Here is an 18,004-nt window from a genome sequence, read left to right on the forward strand (position 1 = left end):
CCGTGTGACGCCCGTGTTTCCCCACCCCGTCCTCCCGCGGCTCCGCTCCCCGTCCCTCCGGCGGATCCGCCATCCGCTGCGTCCCACCCCGGGCCCCGACCTTGCGGATCAGTGGGCGACCTCCCGATGTCGACCCGCCACCCCCTCGCTCTCCCCCCGAGCCGAACGATCGATCCGCGGGTGAGCGGATCGATCTAGGCGGTCGTCCCCCGCTCTGCGAATCGCAGCCGCCCTGGAAAGCCGACTGCGCCGAGCCCGGCAGGGACGGGCTCGGGGACGAGCACCGCGACTGCGCCGAGCCCGGCGGGGACGGGCTCGGTGTGAAACACCCCCGAGCCGAACGATCGATCCGCGTGCCAGCGGATCGATCTAGGCGATCGCTCCCCGCTCTGCGAAACGTGGCCACCCTCTCCGGCCGACCGCGCCGAGCCCGGCGGGGACGGGCTCGAAGGAAGATCAGCCGAGGCTCGCGACCCACTCCGAGCTGCCGTCGACGAAGGACTGCTCCTTCCAGATCGGCACCGACGCCTTGATGTCGTCGACCAGTGCCGCGCAGGCTTCGAAGGCCGCCGCGCGGTGGGCCGAGGCCACGGCGCAGGCGAGGGCGAGGTCGCCGACCACGAGGTCGCCGACCCGGTGCACGGCGGCGATCCGGACGTCGGGCCAGCGCTCGGCGATGCGGCGGGCGGAGGCGAGGAGTGCGGCGGGGGCGTCCGGGTGCGCCTCGTAGGACAGCCGGAGCACGCCGCGGCCCTCGTCGTGGTCGCGGACGACGCCCGCGAAGGTCACGACGGCGCCGTGCGTCGGGGAGTCGACCGCCTGCTCGCACTCGTCGACCGTGATGGCCTCGGCCGCGAGCCGGGCGAGGGCGACCGGCTCAGCGGGCATGGTCGCCGCCTCCGAGCTGGTCGAGCAGGTGCCCGATCACCGGGTCGAGCACGTCGATCCCGTCGCGGACGCCGCCGGGGGAGCCGGGGAGGTTCACCACGACGGTGCGGCCGCTGACGCCGGCGAGCCCGCGGCTGAGCACGGCGGTCGGGACGTGGGCGGCGCCCTTGGCGCGCACCGCCTCGGCGAGGCCGGGCAGGGGCCGCTCCAGGAGGGGGGCGGTCTGCTCCGGGGTGACGTCGCTCGGGGCGACGCCCGTCCCGCCGGTGGTCACGACCACGTCGACTCCGCTGCCGATCGCGTCGGCGATCGCCTCGCCCACCGCGTCGCCGTCGGCCACGACGACCACCCGGGACTCCCAGCCGCGGGTGGTGAACCAGGCCTCCAGCGCCGGTCCCGTCCGGTCCTCGTACACGCCGGAGGCGGCACGGGTGGAGGCGACGACCGCCACCGCCCGCCGCGTCACGGGGTTCCTCCGCTCGTCCACGAGCCGCTCCTCCCGCCCGCCTTCGCGAGCACACGGATACCGGTGATCGCGGCACCGCGATCGACCGCCTTGATCATGTCGTAGACCGTCAGGGCGGCCACGCTGACCGCGGTCAGTGCCTCCATCTCGACGCCGGTGCGCCCGGTCGTGCGCACGCGCGCCTCGATCCGGACGCGGCCGTCCTGCGGCTCGAGGTCCACGTCGACGCCGTCCAGCGCCAGCGGGTGGCAGAGCGGGATGAGGGTAGAGGTCGCCTTCGCGCCGAGGATCCCGGCGATCCGCGCCACGCCGAGCGCTTCGCCCTTGGGCAGCTCGCCCTGCTCGAGGAGCCGCACCACCTCGGGCGAGGTCTCGACGTAGCCCTCGGCGACGGCGGTGCGCGCCGTGACCTCCTTCGCGCTCACATCGACCATGTGCACGGCTCCGTCGCCGCGCACATGGGTGAGCCGATCGCTCTCAGTCATCGATCCTCCAGATCTCGACCGTGTCGCCGGTCGCTGCGTGGTCCGTCCCGACGGGGACGTGGATGAGCACGGTGGAGCGGGCGTAGGACGCCAGCAGATGCGAGCCGGGCCCGCCCACCGGGTGCACGAGGCCCTCGTCGTCGAGGACTCCGCGGCGGATCTGGTGCAGGTGCGCGGGCGAATCGAGCGCCGTGCCGAGGCGCGCACGGAGCCGCGGCCGCTCGGCAGGCGTCCGTCCCGCGAGCGAGCGCAGCACGGGCCGGAGGAACACCTCGAACGAGACCAGGGCGCTCACCGGGTTCCCGGGAAGCGAGACGACCGGCAGGTGCAGCCCCTCGGCCACGCGCACGAGACCGAGGCCCTGCGGGCCGCCCGGCTGCATCTCGACGTGGCCGAACTCCGAGCCCGCCGGGGCGAGCGCGTCGCGGACGACCTCGTAGGCGCCCGCGCTGACACCGCCGACCGTGATCACCAGGTCGGCCGCCCCCGCGTGCTCCTCGAGCAGCGCCAGGAGGTCCTCGGCCCGGTCGCTCGTGCAGGCGGCGACGACGGGCAGCGCGCCCGCCTCGCGGACGGCCTCGGCCAGCAGGGCGCCGTTCGCGTCGTGGATCTGCGCCTCCTCGAGGACGGCGCCTGCGGGACGGATCTCGTTGCCGGTGGGGACGACGAGCACCCGGAGTCGCGGCAGCACCTCCGCCTCGGTCAGCCCGAGGGAGGCGAGGAGTCCGTAGTGGGCCGCGCGGAGGACCGTGCCGGCCGGGAGGGCGAGCTCGCCGCGGCGGGCGTCGCTGCCCCGGGCTCGGACGAAGGTCGCCGGCACCACCGGGTGCGCGAAGGCGACGCTGCCCTCCGCGGGGAAGCGCGGAGGATCGACGCGCTCGACCGGGACGACGGCGTCGGCCCCCACCGGCAGCGGCGAGCCGGTCATGATCGGTGTCGCCGTGCCGGGCTCGTGCCGCGGCGCCCGGTCGCCCGCGGGGATCGGCGCCGAGACGGGCAGGGCGACGGGTTGCTCCGGCGCCGCCGCGTCGAGGTCGGCCGCCCGCACCGCGAAGCCGTCCATCTGCGAGTTGTCGAAGCGCGGCAGGTCGAGCGGGGAGTCGACGGAGCGGGCGAGGACCCGCCGGTCGTACGCGCCCGGATCGGCGGCGACGGCGGCCGGCTCCAGGCTCAGCGTCTCGCGGGCGCCCCGCGTGGCCAGCGGCGCGAGCAGCGCCCGCACCCGGGCGGCGTGCAGGTCGATCGAGGTCATCGTGTCCTCTCGCGAGCGGCGGAGCCCGACCGGCGGCGGGACCGAGTCCATCTTGCCGGGTCGCGCCCGGTTCCGCGGCGTAGTGTGAGCGGATGAGCACAGCACTGGGGATCCCGGGCTTCCGGCCCCGACAGCGCAGCGCGGTCCTCCCGGCCGACCGCCCCGCCACCCCGCTCCTCCTGGACACCTACGGGCGCGTCGCGGACGATCTGCGGATCTCGCTGACGGACAAGTGCAATCTGCGCTGCACCTACTGCATGCCGGCGGAGGGCCTGCCGTTCCAGCCGCCCGCGTCCCTGCTGAGCCGTGAGGAGATCCTCCGCCTCGCGCGCATCGCCGTGGAGCAGTTCGGCGTCCGCCAGATCCGCTTCACCGGCGGCGAGCCGCTCCTGCGCAAGGACCTCGTCGACATCATCCGCGACGTCGCCTCCCTCGACCCGCGCCCCGAGATCTCGCTCACCACGAACGCGATCGGCCTGTCGGGTCGGGCAGCGGCGCTCGCCGACGCCGGCCTGAACCGCGTCAACGTCTCGCTCGACTCGATCTGCGCCGAGACCTTCGCGAAGGTCACCCGTCGCCCGTTCCTCGACCGCGTGCTCGCGGGCATCGACGCGCTCGGTCCCGCCGGCCTGGACCAGACCAAGATCAACGCGGTGCTCCTGCCCGGGATCAACGACCACGAGGCCCCGGAGCTGCTCGCCTGGGCCCTCGCGGGAGGCCACCAGCTCCGCTTCATCGAGCAGATGGCGCTCGACGCCGACCACGGCTGGGACCGCGCGACCATGATCACCGCCGCGGACATCCGGGCGCTGCTCTCGGAGCGCTTCTCGCTCAGCCCGCACGCGGCCCCCCGTGACGGCGCCCCCGCCGAGCTCTTCGACGTCCGCGAGGCCGGGGGGTCCGAGGTGCTCGGCCAGGTGGGGATCATCGCGTCCGTCACCGAGAACTTCTGCGACGACTGCCGCCGCACCCGGCTCACCGCCGAGGGCGGTGTCCGCAGCTGCCTCTTCTCGAACGAGGAGACGGACCTGCTCGGCCCGATGCGCGCGGGCGCGGACGACCACGAGGTCGCCCAGCTCTGGCGCGGGGCGATGTGGGCCAAGCCCGCGGGACACGAGATGAACCGGGCGGGCTTCGTGCAGCCCGAGCGCACGATGAGCGCGATCGGCGGATGAGCATGCGGGTCCGCTACTTCGCGGCGGCCAAGGCCGCCCTCGGCCGTGGTTCCGACGAGCTCGACGAGGTGCCCGACCTGGGCGCTCTCGAGGAGAGACTCGTCGCCTCCGCGCCCTCGGCCGCCGACGTGCTCGCACGGTGCACCTACCTGGTCGACGGCGTGTCGACCGCGGACAGGGCCACGCCGCTGCGTCCCGATGCCGCGGTCGACGTCCTGCCGCCGTTCGCCGGCGGCTGACCCCGAAGAGCCCTCCGTGACGAGCCGTCCTCGACCGGACCGGTGCGTCCGCTCCGGGCGGTCCGCGGCAGGTGCGTCCGCGCTTCTGGAGGACGCTGCATCCCGAGGACGGACTGGTCCTGTCCCGCCGCACAGGGACCCGTGGGACGCCTCCCTCGGACCCGCGTGCGGCGGGGCAGGACCGGATCAGCGGCCGATCCCGTGCGTCACGGGCACAGGACGTTGGTCATCGTGTCGAGCACGTTGCGGTTCTGCACGTCGAGGAATCCGAACGCCGAGGAGACTCCGGTGGCGACCAGCACGCCGCTGACGAAGGCCCTGCCGTCCCGGGTCACGTAGGCGTCCGGCGCGAAGATGGTGGCGTCGGAGGGCACACCGGAGGCGACGCGGATCTGCGGCTGCGTCCTGTCCGCGAACGCGCCGTACCGGACGAGAGCGCCGTTCTGGATCACGTCCACGACGTCACGGTTCTGTCGATCGCGGTAGGCGTCGGCACTGGTCACCCCGGTCGCGACCAGGATGCTGCTGTTGAAGAGGCGCCCGTCCGGCGTCAGGTGGTACGAGGGCGCCAAGGCCGTCGATCCTGCCGGAACGTTCCTGGCGTAGACCTGGTTCTTCGTGGAGGAGATGTAGCGGACGAGCTCCGAGCCGACGATCACGTCGATGACGTCGTTGTTGCTCTGGTCGCGGAAGGAGTCCGCGCTCGTCACTCCGGTGGTCACGAGGGCTCCGCCGGCGCGCCGCAGCTCGCCGTTCGGTGTGACGTAGAAGGCGGGCGCATGGACCGTCGATCCGGCCGGCACGCCGCTCCCGATGGCCTTCGGCGCGGCCTCTCCGGTGACGAAGCGGTAGAAGACGCCGTCGACGACGAAGTCGGCGACGTCGCGGTTCTGCTCGTCGCGGAAGCCCTGGACGCTGGTGACGCCGCGCGCGATCCGCCCCCCGCCGTGGTAGAGCTCGCCCGACTCCGTCAGGTAGTACCGGGGTCCGACGGTCTTGGCTCCCGAGGGCACGTTGCCGTTCGACTCCGTCGTCGTCCGTCCGCCGTCGGTGACGTACCGGACGGCGGTCCCCGTGGTCGCGGTGGTGCTCGCGGTCGCCGTCGCGCCCGCGGCGCCGGAGACGGCGGAGAGGGTGATGCCGTTCTGCGCCACGTTCCCGGCCGTGACCGGGATGCTCACGCGTCCGTCCGCGCCGGTCGTCGCCCTGACGGTCTGCGCGCCGCCGCTGGTCAGGCCGGCGGGGAGAGTGATGGTGACCGTGTCGCCGGCAGCGGGAGCGCCGTTGGTCGTGGCGAGGACGGAGACCGTTCTCGTGGTGCAGGCGGGGAAGGAGTACGCCGGGGCGTCGAAGGCGAGGGTGAGGCCGGTGGACGCGGCGGCCGCGGGGGTCGCGACCGCCGCGGCGACGACGGGGACGGACCAGGCCGCACCCGACATGATCGTCCGCCGGGCGGGCCCCCCGCCGGTCGAGTCGATCCGCGGTGGGAGGGAGCGCGAGTGCGCTGCCGTCGGGTCCAGGGCGTTGGTGTCCGTCATGGTGTTCCTTATTCTTTCTTTCGTGCGAGGGGTGGTGGACGCGCCGATCCTGCCGAACGTCCGGCCTCCGGTCGACGCGGAACGGGCCGCGACGAGGTTCCATGCCCGACCGTGGACGTTCCGTCGCGCCGCCGGACCGGGGGAGCCGCTCAGGCCGCCTCCTCGCCGGGAGCCCGTCCGGCGCGGGGGACGCGGCGGCCCACGTCAGCTCGCGTCGTCGATCCGGCGGAGGGTCCGCTGCATGTGGATCCGCGAGCTGAAGCCGGCCGACCGCGCCACGCGGTCCAGGTCCGTCGCCGCCCGTGGGCCGAGCTCGTCGAGGAGGCGCTGCGCCTCGAAGGCCCGTGCGCGCTCGATCCGCTGACGAGGGGTGGTGCCGGCGGCCGAGAACGCCCGGTGCAGGTGGCTGACCGACACGCCGAGGCGCTCCGCCAGCGTCTCCACAGTGAAGGAGCGGTCGCGGTAGTGCCGCTCGATCAGGCGCGTGCCGTTCGCGTACACGGCGGCGGGGGACCGGTCCTCCTGGTCGGGGGAGGGCAGCAGCGCCGAGAAGGCCGAGGCCAGGAGGTGCTCGCTCGCGATCTCGAAGTGCTCGAAGGCCGCGTCCGAGGGCTCGACGCCGAAAGTGAGGACGGTGTTCGCCGCACCGGTGAGTGCGCGCCAGTAGGCCTCGGGGAGGGCGAGGACCCGGTCCGTGAGCGAGGCGAACTCGCTCGCGCGGAGCACCGAGGGGCGCAGCTGCCACTCGAAGCGCGCCCACGGACTGACCGCCGCCGCGTACTGCACCGTCGAGGCGCGGGTCACGAGAGCGCTGCCGGCCGGGAGCCGGTGGTCGCGGCCCCGGGCGGAGAGGCGGCCGGTCCCGTCGAGGCTGAAGAGCACGCGGAGCCTCCCGGGATGGGGGAGGACCTCGAACTCCCCGGTCTGCAGCCAGGCGCGGCTGAGGCTGAGGCGCGGCGAGACGATCGCGTCGCAGACGGCACCTCGCGGCAGGGGGCGCCGCGGAATCCAGCCGAGCCGACGCAGCCGCCTCTCGGCGGGACTCCAGACCTCAGGCATCACGCCTCCGCGCCGGGGCCGAGCGGGTCGGGAGGATCGAGCAGCGCCGCCTGCCGCGCGGAGTGCGGTGAAGGCGTCGGCATGGGTGCTCTCCTCGGAACGGTGGCCGCGAGCACGCCACCGCCGATCAGCTTCGGACACTGCTCCGCCCTGATCCGCGGAGAAGGACGGATCCTCTCCGCTGCGAGCACCGAACATCCCGGGTCGCCGATCGGCAGGGCGCTGGGTGCGCCTCACCCCTCCCGTTCCGCGGCGCACGAGGCCGCGGCGCGGGTCACCGCTCCCGCCACGACGCCATCCCGCCGTCGAGCGAGTCGGACGCCACGCCCGCCGCCGCCGCGCGCTCCGCTGCGAGACGCGACCGGACCCCGGAGGCGCAGTGCAGCACGAGTGGACCGGCCGGCAGAGCGGCGGGGTCGAAGCGCGACATCGGCATCCGCACGGCACCGGGCACCGCGACGGACCGGTCCTCGTCGTCCTCGCGGAGGTCGACGACGGTCGGGGGCGTCGGCCAGGCCAGCCGCTCCCGCAGCTCGGCCGCCGTGATCGAGCCGGCCGCGGCCCGCCGCTCCGGGACCGGCGGCACCCGCCGCTCGAGTGGGAGCTCGGCCCAGGAGGAGTCGAGGGCGTCGTGCACGAGGACGCGACCGAACAGCGGCTCGCCCGCCCCGGTCACGAGCTTGACGACCTCGGCCGCCATGGCCGAGCCGATCAGCGCGCAGAGCGCGCCCAGCACGCCCACCGTCGAGCAGCTGTCGCCCGCGTCCTCGGCCTCGGGGTGCAGCGCGCGCAGGGTCACCCCTCCGCCCGGAGCGCCGGCCCAGAAGGTCGAGAGCTGCCCGTCGAAGCCGAGTGCCGATCCCCACACGTGCGGGATCCCGGCGCGCGTCGTCGCGTCCGAGGCGAGGTAGCGCGCGCCGAAGGTGTCGAAGCCGTCGACCACGACGTCCCAGCCCGCCACCAGGGCGTCGACGTTGGCCGAGGTCAGCGACACCGGGAAGGCCCGGGCGTCGATGCCGGGGGAGAGCCGCCGCGCGGTCGCCGCCGCCGACTCCGCCTTCGACCGGCCCACCGAGGAGTCGTCGTGCGCCGTCTGCCGCGCCAGGTTCGAGAGCTCGACGACGTCACCGTCCACGATGCCGAGCCGCCCGATCCCGGCCGCGGCGAGCGCCGTGATCACCGGCGAGCCGATGCCGCCCGCGCCGAGGATCAGCACGCGCGCGTTCCGGAGGCGCCGCTGTCCGAGCTCCCCGAGGGGCGTCAGGCGGATCTGCCGGGCGAACCGCTCGCGCTCGGCGGCGGTCAGCGGCGGTCCGGGCTCGACGAGCGGGGTCATGAGAGCTCCTTCCTCCACTGGCCCTCGTGGGCGACGGGGGTGAAGCCGACGGCCTCGTTCACGGCGAGCATCGGTCGGTTCTCCTCGGCGTTCCAGGTGTAGACGGCCCGACAGTCCGGGGCGGTCCCCTCCGCCTCCACAGCGTCGCCGATCGCGGTCAGGGCGAGGAAGTCGCACCAGCCGTCGGCGCCCACGGCCTCGGGGATCGCGAGCTCGCGGATCCGGAGCGCCGGGTCGGAGGTGCGGTTCACCACCCCAGTGTGCACGTCCCGGCGCCCGCGGCGGCCTCCTGCGCCTGTTCCGGTGCGGGATCGCGGCGGTCCGTCGGCCGGTCGGGGCTCCGCCTCCCGGCCCGGCCGCGGCCGTCGGCTACCGTGGAGGCGTTGTGGACGGGAGCGAGGCGGCCGGGTGTACCTGAAGAGCCTGACCCTCAAGGGGTTCAAGTCCTTCGCTCAGCCGACGACGTTCGCCTTCGAGCCGGGGGTCACCTGCGTCGTCGGCCCCAACGGCTCGGGCAAGAGCAACGTCGTCGACGCGCTCGCCTGGGTGATGGGGGAGCAGGGGGCGAAGACGCTCCGCGGCGGCAAGATGGAGGACGTCATCTTCGCGGGCACCTCCACCCGCGGACCCCTCGGCCGCGCCGAGGTCGCGCTCACCATCGACAACTCGGACGGCGCCCTGCCGATCGAGTACACCGAGGTGACGATCACCCGGACCCTCTTCCGCAACGGCGGCAGCGAGTACGCGATCAACGGACGCGGCTGCCGGCTGCTCGACGTGCAGGAGCTGCTGAGCGACTCCGGTCTCGGGCGCGAGATGCACGTCATCGTGGGGCAGGGACAGCTCGACGCCGTGCTGCACGCGACCCCCGAGGAGCGGCGCGGGTTCATCGAGGAGGCCGCCGGGATCCTCAAGCACCGACGCCGCAAGGAGAAGACGCTCCGCAAGCTCGAGGCGATGCAGGCGAACCTGACCCGCCTCTCCGACCTCGCGGGCGAGATCCGGCGCCAGCTCAAGCCCCTCGGGCGCCAGGCCGAGGTCGCACGGCAGGCTCAGACGATCGCCGCCGTGGTGCGCGACGCCCGGGCGCGCCTGCTCGCAGACGACGTGGTCGAGCTCCGGACCGCTCTGGACGGCTTCGCCCGCACCGAGAGCGAGCGGCACAGCGAGCGGGTGGTCCTGCAGCAGCGGCTCGAGCAGGCGACGCTCCGGCGAGCGCGGATCGAGGCGGAGGCGGTCGGCGACGCGGTCGACGACGCCCGGCGCACCTCGTTCGAGCTGGAGTCGGTGCAGGAGCGGCTGCGCAACCTCTCGGCCCTCGCCGGGCAGCGGCTCGCGATGCTCGAGCTCGAGTCCGAGCAGCCGCAGATCCAGCCGCGCGTGACGCCGGCGCAGGTGGAGGAGGCGCGGGTCGAGCTGGAGCGCCTGCGGCAGGCCGTCCTCGACGCGGAGTCGGCGTGGGTCCAGGCGCAGGGCACGACCGTCGCCGCCCGCTCCGCCCTCGACGCGGTCGACGAGGAGATCGCCGCGCAGGCGGCCCTCGTCTCGCGCTACGACCTCGAGCTCTCCACCCTCTCGGGGCAGGCCGACACCGCCGCCTCCCGTCTCGCGTCCGTCCGGGGCGAGGTCCTGCGCGCGCAGAACACCCTCGACGCGGCCGACCGGCGGAAGGAGGCGGCGCGGCGGGCGCTCGACGCTCTGGAGGCCGAGCTGGACGACGCCGGCCGCGGCCCCGACGGCGGCCTCGACGAGGGCTACGAGCTCGCCCAGTCCGCGGTCTCGGCCGCCGAGGCCGGGATCGAGCGGCTGCGCGAGGAGCTGCACGCCCTGGAGCGCGAGCGCGAGGCGCTGGCCTCCCGCACGGGTGCCCTGTCGCTGGCCCTCGACGTCTCGGACGGCTCGGCCGAGCTGATCGCCGCCCGGATCGAGGGGGTGCGCGGCCGGGTCGCCGAGCGGATCCAGGTGCGGCCGGGCGCCGAGGCCGCGATCGCCGCCGCCCTCGGCGCGGTCGCCGACGCCGTGCTGGTCGAGTCGACAGCCCGAGCCGACGCGGCTCTGGACGCCGCGCTGGAGCGCGATCTCGGACGCGTCGAGCTGCTGGTCGCCGACGCCGCCCGGCCGCACGTCGCTCTCACCGTTCCCGAGGGGGCAGAACGCGCGGGCGACCTCGTCACGGCGCCGGCCGGGGTCCTCTCGCTCCTCAAGCGCGTGCTCGTGGTCGAGGACCTCGCCGCGGCGCGGCGCCTGAGAGAGGGCATCGATCCGGGCATCGTCCTGGTCACCCGCGACGGCGCGACCGTCTCCGACGCCGTGCAGAGCGCCGGCTCCGGCGGGCAGCGCAGCCGGATCGAGCTCGTCTCCGAGCGCGACTCCGCCGCCGCCCGGCTGGAGGAGGTCGAGGGCGGGATCGACCGGCTCCGCTTCGAGCTCGCCGAGCAGACCGGTGCGCTCCGCGGCGCGAAGGAGCAGGCGGCGAGCGCGCTCTCGGCCCTCCGCGAGCACGACGCCGCCCGTGCCGCCCACACCGAGCGGCTCGGCGGCGTGCGCGCCCAGCTCGAGGCGGCCACCGCCGAGCACGGCCGGGGCTCGAGGGCGCTGGCCGTCGCCTCGGACCGGGTCGGCGACGCCGAGCGCGCGGCCCAGGAGGCGAGGTCGGCGCTCGACGCCGCGCGCGCCAGGCCCCGGCCGGTGCTCGACGCGAGCGCGCGCGACGGTCTGCAGAGCGACGTCGACACCGCACGCGAGCGCGAGATCGAGGCGCGACTCGGCGTCGAGACCGCCAAGGAGCGGGTGCGGGCGGAGCAGTCCCGCGGGGAAGCGCTTGCCCGCCAGCTGGCCGCCGACCGCGCCGCGGCCGACGAGGCCGCGCGCCGCGCCGTGATCCGCCGTCGCCAGCGCGACGCCGCGGCCGAGGTGACCGCCGCGCTCCCCGCCGTCCTCGCCTCCGTCGACCGCTCCGTCCAGCAGGCCCGGGCCGAGCTCGTCGCGGCCGAGGCGGCGCGCTCGCAGCAGAACGCCGAGCTGCAGGGGCTCCGCCGCGAGGAGGGGAGCGTGCGCGACCGGCTCCAGTCCGTCACCGAGAGCGTGCACGGCCTCGAGCTGCAGATCTACGAGAAGAGGCTGCAGCTCACCGGTCTGCTCGAGCGCGCCGCGTCCGAGCTCGGGCTCGCCGAGGACGTGCTGGTGGAGGAGTACGGTCCCGGAGTCGGCGTCCCCGACGAGACGGACGAGGAGCAGGAGCCGCGGCCCTACGTCCGCGAGGAGCAGCGCCGCCGCCTCGAGAAGGCCGAGAAGCAGCTCGGGCAGCTGGGCCGCGTCAATCCGCTCGCGCTGGAGGAGTTCGCCGCGCTGGAGCAGCGGCACGCGTTCCTGACCGAGCAGCTGGCCGACCTCACCGGGACCCGGCGCGACCTGCTCACCATCATCGAGGAGCTCGACGAGACGATGCAGACCGTGTTCGCCTCCGCGTTCGACGACACGCAGGCGGCGTTCGCGGACGTGTTCCCCGTCCTCTTCCCCGGCGGCACCGGCAGCATCCGCCTGACCGACCCGGAGAACCTGCTCACCACCGGCATCGAGGTCGCGGTGCGGCCGGCCGGCAAGAAGATCGAGAGGCTGTCGCTCCTCTCCGGAGGGGAGCGCTCGCTCGCGGCCGTGGCGTTCATGGTCGCCATCTTCAAGTCGCGGCCGAGCCCCTTCTACATCATGGACGAGGTGGAGGCCGCTCTCGACGACGCGAATCTCGGGCGACTGCTCAGCATCTTCGAGGACCTGCGCACCTCGAGCCAGCTGATCGTCATCACCCACCAGAAGCGGACCATGGAGATCGCGGACGCCCTCTACGGCGTCTCGATGCGGCAGGACGGCGTCTCGGCCGTCGTCGGCCAGCGCGTCGCCGCGCCCCCGGCCTGAACCCGCCTCCCCGACCGCTCGGAGGCGCGCCCGCCGGTAGCCTGGACCCATGGCAGAACGCACCTCCTGGTCGCTCGGCCGCGCACTGCGCGGCCTGTTCGAGAAGCGCACGATCGACGACCAGACCTGGGACGACCTCGAGACGGCGCTGATCACCGCCGACTTCGGCCCCGACATCACCGAGGAGATCGTCGACGACCTCCGCGCCAAGGTCGCCCGCTACTCCACCACCGACCCGCGCGACCTGCAGCGGATGCTCCGCGAGTCCCTCGAGGAGCGCCTGTCGAAGTACGACACGACCCTCAAGCTCAGCGAGCGCCCCGCCGTGATCCTCGTGGTCGGCGTGAACGGCGTCGGCAAGACCACGACCATCGGCAAGTTCGCCAAGTTCCTCCGCAACTACGGCCGGAGCGTCGTGGTCGGCGCGGCCGACACCTTCCGCGCGGCGGCGGTCGACCAGCTCGCCACCTGGGCGCAGCGCGCCGACGCCCAGATCGTCCGCCCGCAGCAGGAGCGCCAGGATCCGGCGTCCGTCGCCTTCCAGACCGTGCAGTTCGCGAAGGACACCGGCGTCGAGATGGTCATCATCGACACGGCCGGCCGCCTGCACACCAAGGGCGGGCTGATGGACGAGCTCACGAAGATCAAGCGCGTCATCGAGAAGCAGGCCCCGATCTCCGAGATCCTGCTCGTGCTCGACGCGACGACCGGTCAGAACGGGCTGAGCCAGGCCGAGGCGTTCATCGAGCACGCGGGCGTCACCGGCCTCGTCATCACCAAGCTCGACGGCTCCGCGAAGGGCGGCTTCGTCCTCGCGGTCCAGGAGCGCACCGGCATCCCGATCAAGCTCGTCGGTCAGGGCGAGGGCATCGGCGACCTCACCGGCTTCACCCCCCACGTCTTCGCCCAGCAGCTCGTCAGCTGAGCGGCCCCGCCCGGGACGACGCGCCGGCGCCGTCCCGGTGGCGGGCTACACGGCCTGCGAGAAGCCCAGCGCCGCGTCGGCGAGGTGGCGCAGGTGCTCCGGGACCGGCAGCCCCTTCGACTCCATCGAGCGCGCCCAGAGCCGGCCGGCCCGGTAGGAGGAGCGGACCAGGGGCCCGGCGAGGACACCGAGGAAGCCGATGTCCTCGGCCTCCTCCTTGATCGCCACGAACTCCTCCGGGTGCACCCAGCGGTCCACCGGCAGATGCCGCGGCGTCGGGCGGAGGTACTGCGTGATGGTCACGATGTCGGTGCCGGCGTCGTGGAGGTCCTGCAGCGCCTGCGAGATCTCCTCCCGCTCCTCGCCCATGCCGAGGATGAGGTTCGACTTCGTGATCAGCCCCGCCTCCCGGCCCTGGGTGAGCACGTCGAGCGAGCGCTCGTAGCGGAAGGCCGGCCGGATGCGCTTGAAGATCCGCGGCACCGTCTCGACGTTGTGGGCGAACACCTCCGGCTCCGCGTCGAACACCCTCTGCAGGTGCTCGGCGCGGCCCGTGAAGTCCGGGACCAGGATCTCGACCCCCGTGCCCGGAGCCTGGGCGTGGATCTGGCGGATGGTCTCGGCGTAGAGCCAGGAGCCCTCGTCCGGCAGGTCGTCGCGGGCGACCCCGGTGACGGTCGCGTAGCGGAGGTTCATCCGCGCCACGGACTCGCCGACGCGCCGGGGCTCGTCCGCGTCGTAGTCCGCGGGCTTCCCGGTGTCGATCTGGCAGAAGTCGCAGCGGCGGGTGCACTGGGCGCCCCCGATGAGGAAGGTCGCCTCGCGGTCCTCCCAGCACTCGAAGATGTTGGGGCAGCCCGCCTCCTGGCAGACGGTGTGCAGCTCCTCGCTCTTCACCAGCGACTGCAGCTGCAGGTACTCCGGGCCCATCGAGGCCTTCGTGCGGATCCACTCGGGCTTGCGCTCGATCGGCGTCTCGGCGTTGCGGATCTCCAGCCGCAGGAGCTTGCGGCCGCCGGCCTCGGCGCTCACGCGGCGACCTCCTCGATGCGGGCGGAGAAGGCGGGGGCCGCCTCCGAGAAGCGCGCCGCCACCCGCGCCCGCACCGCCTCCATGGGCGGAGCCTCGCCGCGCTCGCGCTCGAGCGTGGTCACTCCGGCGTCGGCGATGCCGCAGGCGACGATGCGGGCGTAGGGCTCGAGGCTGTTCGAGACGTTGAGGGCGAATCCGTGCATCGTCACGCCCGAGGCGACGCGGATGCCGATCGCGGCGATCTTGTCGGCGCCGCCGTCCCTCGGGATCCACACTCCCGAGCGCCCGTCGACGCGCCGCCCCTGCACGCCCAGGTCGTCGAGAGCGGCGATCAGCACCCCCTCCAGCGAGCGGACGTAGGCGACCACGTCGACGGGCTCGCCGAGCCGCACGATCGGGTAGCCGACGAGCTGGCCCGGGCCGTGCCAGGTGATCCGCCCTCCGCGGTCGACGTCGACCACGGGCGAGCCGTCGTCCGGGCGCTCGTGCGCCTCGGTGCGCTTGCCGGCGGTGTAGACGGAGGAGTGCTCGCAGAGCACGAGGGTGTCCGGCCTCGAGCCCGCCACCACCTCGGCGTGCAGGCGGCGCTGCAGCTCCCAGCCGTCGGTGTAGTCCAGGGGATCCGCGGAGTCGCCCGCCACCAGTGTCTCGATCACCGGCCCACCCTAACCCTGTTCTTGGACCCGGACCAGTTAATCCGCTCCGCGGTGATCGCGCCGATCGCGAGCCGATCGGCGGCCGCGCCCGCCGACCCTCCGGGCCTCCGGTAGAATTCCGGGCATCATGGCTACTTTCGGCACCCTCTCCGATCGACTCGTCGAGACCTTCAAGAACCTCCGCACGAAGGGCAAGCTCTCCGCGTCGGACGTCGACGGCACCGTCCGCGAGATCCGGCGGGCCCTCCTCGACGCCGACGTCGCGCTGGAGGTCGTGAAGGAGTTCACCGGCAAGGTGCGGGAACGCGCCCTCGGCGACGAGGTCAACAAGGCGCTCAACCCGGCCCAGCAGGTCGTCCAGATCGTCAACGAGGAGCTCGTCGCGATCCTCGGCGGGCAGTCGCGCCGGCTCGAGTTCGCCAAGCGCCCGCCGACCGTCATCATGCTCGCCGGCCTCCAAGGCGCGGGCAAGACGACCCTCGCGGGCAAGCTCGGCAAGTACCTCGGCAAGGACGGCCACACCCCGCTCCTCGTCGCTGCCGACCTCCAGCGCCCCAACGCCGTGCAGCAGCTGCAGGTCGTCGGCGAGCAGGCAGGGGTCGCGGTCTACGCACCGGAGCCGGGCAACGGCGTCGGCAACCCGGTCAAGGTCGCCCAGAACGCGATCCGCTTCGCGACCGACAAGCAGTACGACACGGTCATCATCGACACGGCCGGACGCCTCGGCGTCGACGCCGACATGATGAAGCAGGCCGCCGACATCCGCCGCGTCACGAACCCCGACGAGGTCCTGTTCGTCATCGACGCGATGATCGGCCAGGACGCGGTCGCGACCGCCAAGGCCTTCCAGGAGGGAGTCGACTTCACCGGCGTCGTCCTCTCCAAGCTCGACGGCGACGCCCGCGGAGGCGCGGCGCTCTCGGTCGCCTCGCTCACCGGCCGCCCGATCCTCTTCGCCTCCACGGGCGAGTCGCTCGACGACTTCGAGCAGTTCCACCCCGACCGCATGGCGAGCCGCATCCTCGACCTCGGCGACGTGCTGACCCTCATCGAGCAGGCCCAGTCCGCGTTCGACGAGGACGAGGCGCGCAAGATCGCCGAGAAGATCATGGGGGACACGTTCACCCTCGACGACTTCCTCGGCCAGATGCAGCAGCTGCGCAACATGGGCTCGATCAAGAAGATGATCGGCATGCTGCCCGGCGCGAAGGGCATGCGAGAGCAGCTCGACCAGTTCGACGAGCGCGAGATCGTGCGCACCGAGGCGATCATCCAGTCGATGACGAAGGCGGAGCGGGTCAACCCGAAGCTGCTCAACGGCTCGCGGCGCCTGCGCATCGCCCGCGGCTCCGGCATGACGGTCACGGACGTCAACCAGCTCGTCCAGCGCTTCGAGCAGGCCGCCAAGATGATGAAGACGGTCGCCAAGGGCGGCATGCCCTCGGTCCCCGGCATGGGCCCCGTGCCCGGCGCCGGCTACCAGGGCCGCCCGAAGCCGCAGAAGAAGAAGAGCAGCAAGTCCGGCAACCCCGCCAAGCGCGCGGCCGAGAACGCGGCGATCACCTCCGGGCCCCGCCCGGGCGATGCGGGCGGCTCCGGCTTCGGCCTGGGCGGCGGCGCCGGCAAGGGCGCCCAGCCCACGCCGGAGGAGCTCGAGCAGCTGCAGAAGCTCCTCGGGCGATGAGGCGGGTCGCGGCCGGACGCGCGGGCGGGGTCCTCGTCCTCGCGGCCGTGCTCGGGCTCACCGGCTGCGCCGAGGGCTCCGGGGTCGACGCGATGACGGCGCCCTCCCCGGAGGACCTGGTCGGCCGCTGGGTGACGGGCGTCTCCTACGACGCGCCCGACGTGCCGTTCCTCCTGATCGCGGAGGACGGGACCTGGACGGGCTCCGACGGCTGCAACGGCGCGCAGGGCGAGTGGTCGATCGACCAGGCGGGCGCGCTCACCGTCTCGGCCGGGCCGAGCACGCTGATCGCCTGCGACGGCGTCGCGCTGCCGATGATCTTCTCGGAGGCGGCGATGGCCTCGCTCGACGGCGGACGGCTCCGCCTGTTCGACGACGAGGGGGCCACCGTCGTCAAGCTCGCCCGCTCCACGAGCGACGAGGCGCCCTCGGCGTCGCCGGACCCGGCGGGGGAGTAGCGCGCCGTCCCTCCGGGGGCCGCAGCGGGGATCCCCGTGAGGCGCACCGCTCGCTAGCGTGAGGGCATGACAACCGCACACGCGCGCCCCGTCCGCATCGGCGTCCAGATCGCACCGCAGCACGTCCCCTACGAAGTCATCCGCGACACGCTCGCCGAGCTCGAGGACCTCGGCGTCGACATCGCCTTCAACTGGGACCACTTCTTCCCGCTCTCGGGAGAGCCGAACGGCCTGCACTTCGAGGGCTGGAGCATGCTCGCGGCCTGGGCCGAGCAGACCAGCCGCATCGAGTTCGGCCCGCTGGTCACCTGCAACAGCTACCGGAACCCCGACCTCCTCGCCGACATGGCGCGCACGGTCGACCACATCAGCGCCAAGGGCGCCGAGGGCCGTCTGATCTTCGGCATCGGCTCGGGCTGGTTCGAGCGCGACTACGAGGAGTACGGCTACGAGTTCGGCACTCCCGGCTCCCGCCTCGACGAGCTCTCCGAGGCGATGCCGCGCATCCGCAGTCGGTGGTCGATGCTCAACCCGGCGCCCACCCGCGACATCCCGGTGATGATCGGCGGCGGCGGCGAGAAGAAGACGCTGCGGATCGTCGCCGAGCACGCCGACATCTGGCACAGCTTCTCGGACGTCCCGACGCTCGAGCGCAAGCTCGGCGTGCTCTCGGAGTGGTGCGGCCGCGTCGACCGCGACCCGGCCGCGATCGAGATCTCGACCGGCGCGAGCGTGCGCGGCGGTGTCGGCGACGCCTCCTTCGACGTGCTCGACCAGCAGTACGACCTGGGCGCCCGCCTGTTCACGCTCGGCATCACCGGTCCGGACATCGACCTCGCGCCCGTGCGCGACCTGCTCGGCTGGCGCGACGGCCGGAACAGCACCGCGCGCTGACCCGG

Annotated in this window: 17 protein-coding genes; 7 read left to right on the forward strand and 10 right to left on the reverse strand. The window is 73.7% G+C overall.

From position 1 onward, the window contains the following. Positions 1-456: 456 nt before the first annotated feature. Genes C5C25_RS09940 through glp form a run of 4 tightly spaced genes read right to left on the reverse strand, consistent with a single transcriptional unit; the run spans position 457 to position 3,091 of the window. Positions 457-888: a molybdenum cofactor biosynthesis protein MoaE gene (locus C5C25_RS09940; protein ID WP_104226891.1), complete on the reverse strand. Its 432-nt coding sequence runs from the start codon at positions 886-888 to the stop codon at positions 457-459. Then, positions 878-1,375, reverse strand: a complete 498-nt coding sequence (locus C5C25_RS09945; RefSeq protein WP_244229433.1) for a molybdenum cofactor biosynthesis protein B — start codon at positions 1,373-1,375, stop codon at positions 878-880. Before C5C25_RS09945 ends, C5C25_RS09940 begins: the two co-directional genes overlap by 11 nt. Continuing rightward, positions 1,351-1,839 carry a cyclic pyranopterin monophosphate synthase MoaC gene (moaC, locus tag C5C25_RS09950; RefSeq protein WP_104232482.1) on the reverse strand — a complete coding sequence of 163 codons (489 nt, stop codon included), beginning with the start codon at positions 1,837-1,839 and terminating at the stop codon, positions 1,351-1,353. The genes C5C25_RS09945 and moaC overlap by 25 nt, the downstream gene beginning before the upstream one ends. After that, positions 1,832-3,091, reverse strand: a complete 1,260-nt coding sequence (gene glp / locus C5C25_RS09955; protein WP_104250580.1) for a gephyrin-like molybdotransferase Glp — start codon at positions 3,089-3,091, stop codon at positions 1,832-1,834. The genes moaC and glp overlap by 8 nt, the downstream gene beginning before the upstream one ends. Before the next feature lie 92 nt (positions 3,092-3,183). Here glp and moaA point away from each other — a divergent pair, with 92 nt between their 5' ends. Together moaA and C5C25_RS09965 are read left to right on the forward strand one after the other, a co-directional pair. Further along, entirely contained in the window at positions 3,184-4,266 is a 1,083-nt protein-coding gene (moaA, locus tag C5C25_RS09960; protein ID WP_104226889.1) for a GTP 3',8-cyclase MoaA, read from the forward strand. Next, the gene (locus C5C25_RS09965) at positions 4,263-4,505 is read left to right on the forward strand and encodes a MoaD/ThiS family protein (RefSeq protein WP_104223924.1); all 243 of its coding nucleotides are present in this window, start codon (positions 4,263-4,265) and stop codon (positions 4,503-4,505) included. Before moaA ends, C5C25_RS09965 begins: the two co-directional genes overlap by 4 nt. 206 nt (positions 4,506-4,711) lie before the next feature. Here the strand turns inward: C5C25_RS09965 and C5C25_RS09970 are convergent, their stop codons facing one another. The 4 genes from C5C25_RS09970 to C5C25_RS16950 form a co-directional block, all read right to left on the reverse strand. Then, complete coding sequence (locus C5C25_RS09970; RefSeq protein WP_104226888.1) at positions 4,712-6,043, reverse strand: hypothetical protein; 1,332 nt, start codon at positions 6,041-6,043, stop codon at positions 4,712-4,714. A 204-nt stretch (positions 6,044-6,247) separates the two neighbouring features. Then, complete coding sequence (locus tag C5C25_RS09975; protein ID WP_104250516.1) at positions 6,248-7,102, reverse strand: AraC family transcriptional regulator; 855 nt, start codon at positions 7,100-7,102, stop codon at positions 6,248-6,250. Positions 7,103-7,376: 274 nt separating this feature from the next. Beyond that, positions 7,377-8,438: a ThiF family adenylyltransferase gene (locus C5C25_RS09980; protein ID WP_104250517.1), complete on the reverse strand. Its 1,062-nt coding sequence runs from the start codon at positions 8,436-8,438 to the stop codon at positions 7,377-7,379. Next, positions 8,435-8,689, reverse strand: coding sequence for a hypothetical protein (locus C5C25_RS16950; protein WP_146079465.1), 255 nt, complete (start codon positions 8,687-8,689; stop codon positions 8,435-8,437). The genes C5C25_RS09980 and C5C25_RS16950 overlap by 4 nt, the downstream gene beginning before the upstream one ends. A gap of 157 nt (positions 8,690-8,846) precedes the next feature. Between C5C25_RS16950 and smc the strand changes: the two genes are divergently transcribed. Next, positions 8,847-12,350, forward strand: a complete 3,504-nt coding sequence (smc, locus tag C5C25_RS09990) for a chromosome segregation protein SMC (RefSeq protein WP_104250519.1) — start codon at positions 8,847-8,849, stop codon at positions 12,348-12,350. A gap of 49 nt (positions 12,351-12,399) precedes the next feature. Further along, positions 12,400-13,275: a signal recognition particle-docking protein FtsY gene (gene ftsY / locus C5C25_RS09995; protein ID WP_104223920.1), complete on the forward strand. Its 876-nt coding sequence runs from the start codon at positions 12,400-12,402 to the stop codon at positions 13,273-13,275. A 45-nt stretch (positions 13,276-13,320) separates the two neighbouring features. Here the strand turns inward: ftsY and lipA are convergent, their stop codons facing one another. Both lipA and lipB read right to left on the reverse strand, forming a co-directional pair. Continuing rightward, on the reverse strand, positions 13,321-14,307 hold the full coding sequence (gene lipA / locus C5C25_RS10000; protein WP_104247634.1) for a lipoyl synthase: 987 nt from the start codon (positions 14,305-14,307) through the stop codon (positions 13,321-13,323). After that, positions 14,304-14,963, reverse strand: coding sequence for a lipoyl(octanoyl) transferase LipB (lipB, locus tag C5C25_RS10005; RefSeq protein WP_104238539.1), 660 nt, complete (start codon positions 14,961-14,963; stop codon positions 14,304-14,306). The genes lipA and lipB overlap by 4 nt, the downstream gene beginning before the upstream one ends. Positions 14,964-15,090: 127 nt before the next feature. On the opposite strand from lipB, the gene ffh reads away from it, so the two are divergent. From ffh to C5C25_RS10020, 3 genes are all read left to right on the forward strand, one after another. Continuing rightward, positions 15,091-16,647: a signal recognition particle protein gene (gene ffh / locus C5C25_RS10010; RefSeq protein WP_104226882.1), complete on the forward strand. Its 1,557-nt coding sequence runs from the start codon at positions 15,091-15,093 to the stop codon at positions 16,645-16,647. After that, positions 16,644-17,105, forward strand: a complete 462-nt coding sequence (locus C5C25_RS10015; protein ID WP_104250520.1) for an META domain-containing protein — start codon at positions 16,644-16,646, stop codon at positions 17,103-17,105. The genes ffh and C5C25_RS10015 overlap by 4 nt, the downstream gene beginning before the upstream one ends. 66 nt (positions 17,106-17,171) lie before the next feature. Further along, positions 17,172-17,999 (forward strand): LLM class F420-dependent oxidoreductase, encoded by an 828-nt coding sequence (locus C5C25_RS10020; protein ID WP_104223915.1) that lies wholly within the window; start codon positions 17,172-17,174, stop codon positions 17,997-17,999. The last annotated feature ends 5 nt before the right edge of the window (positions 18,000-18,004 follow it).

This window comes from Rathayibacter sp. AY2B9, from assembly GCF_002931595.1.
GTDB lineage: Bacteria > Actinomycetota > Actinomycetes > Actinomycetales > Microbacteriaceae > Rathayibacter.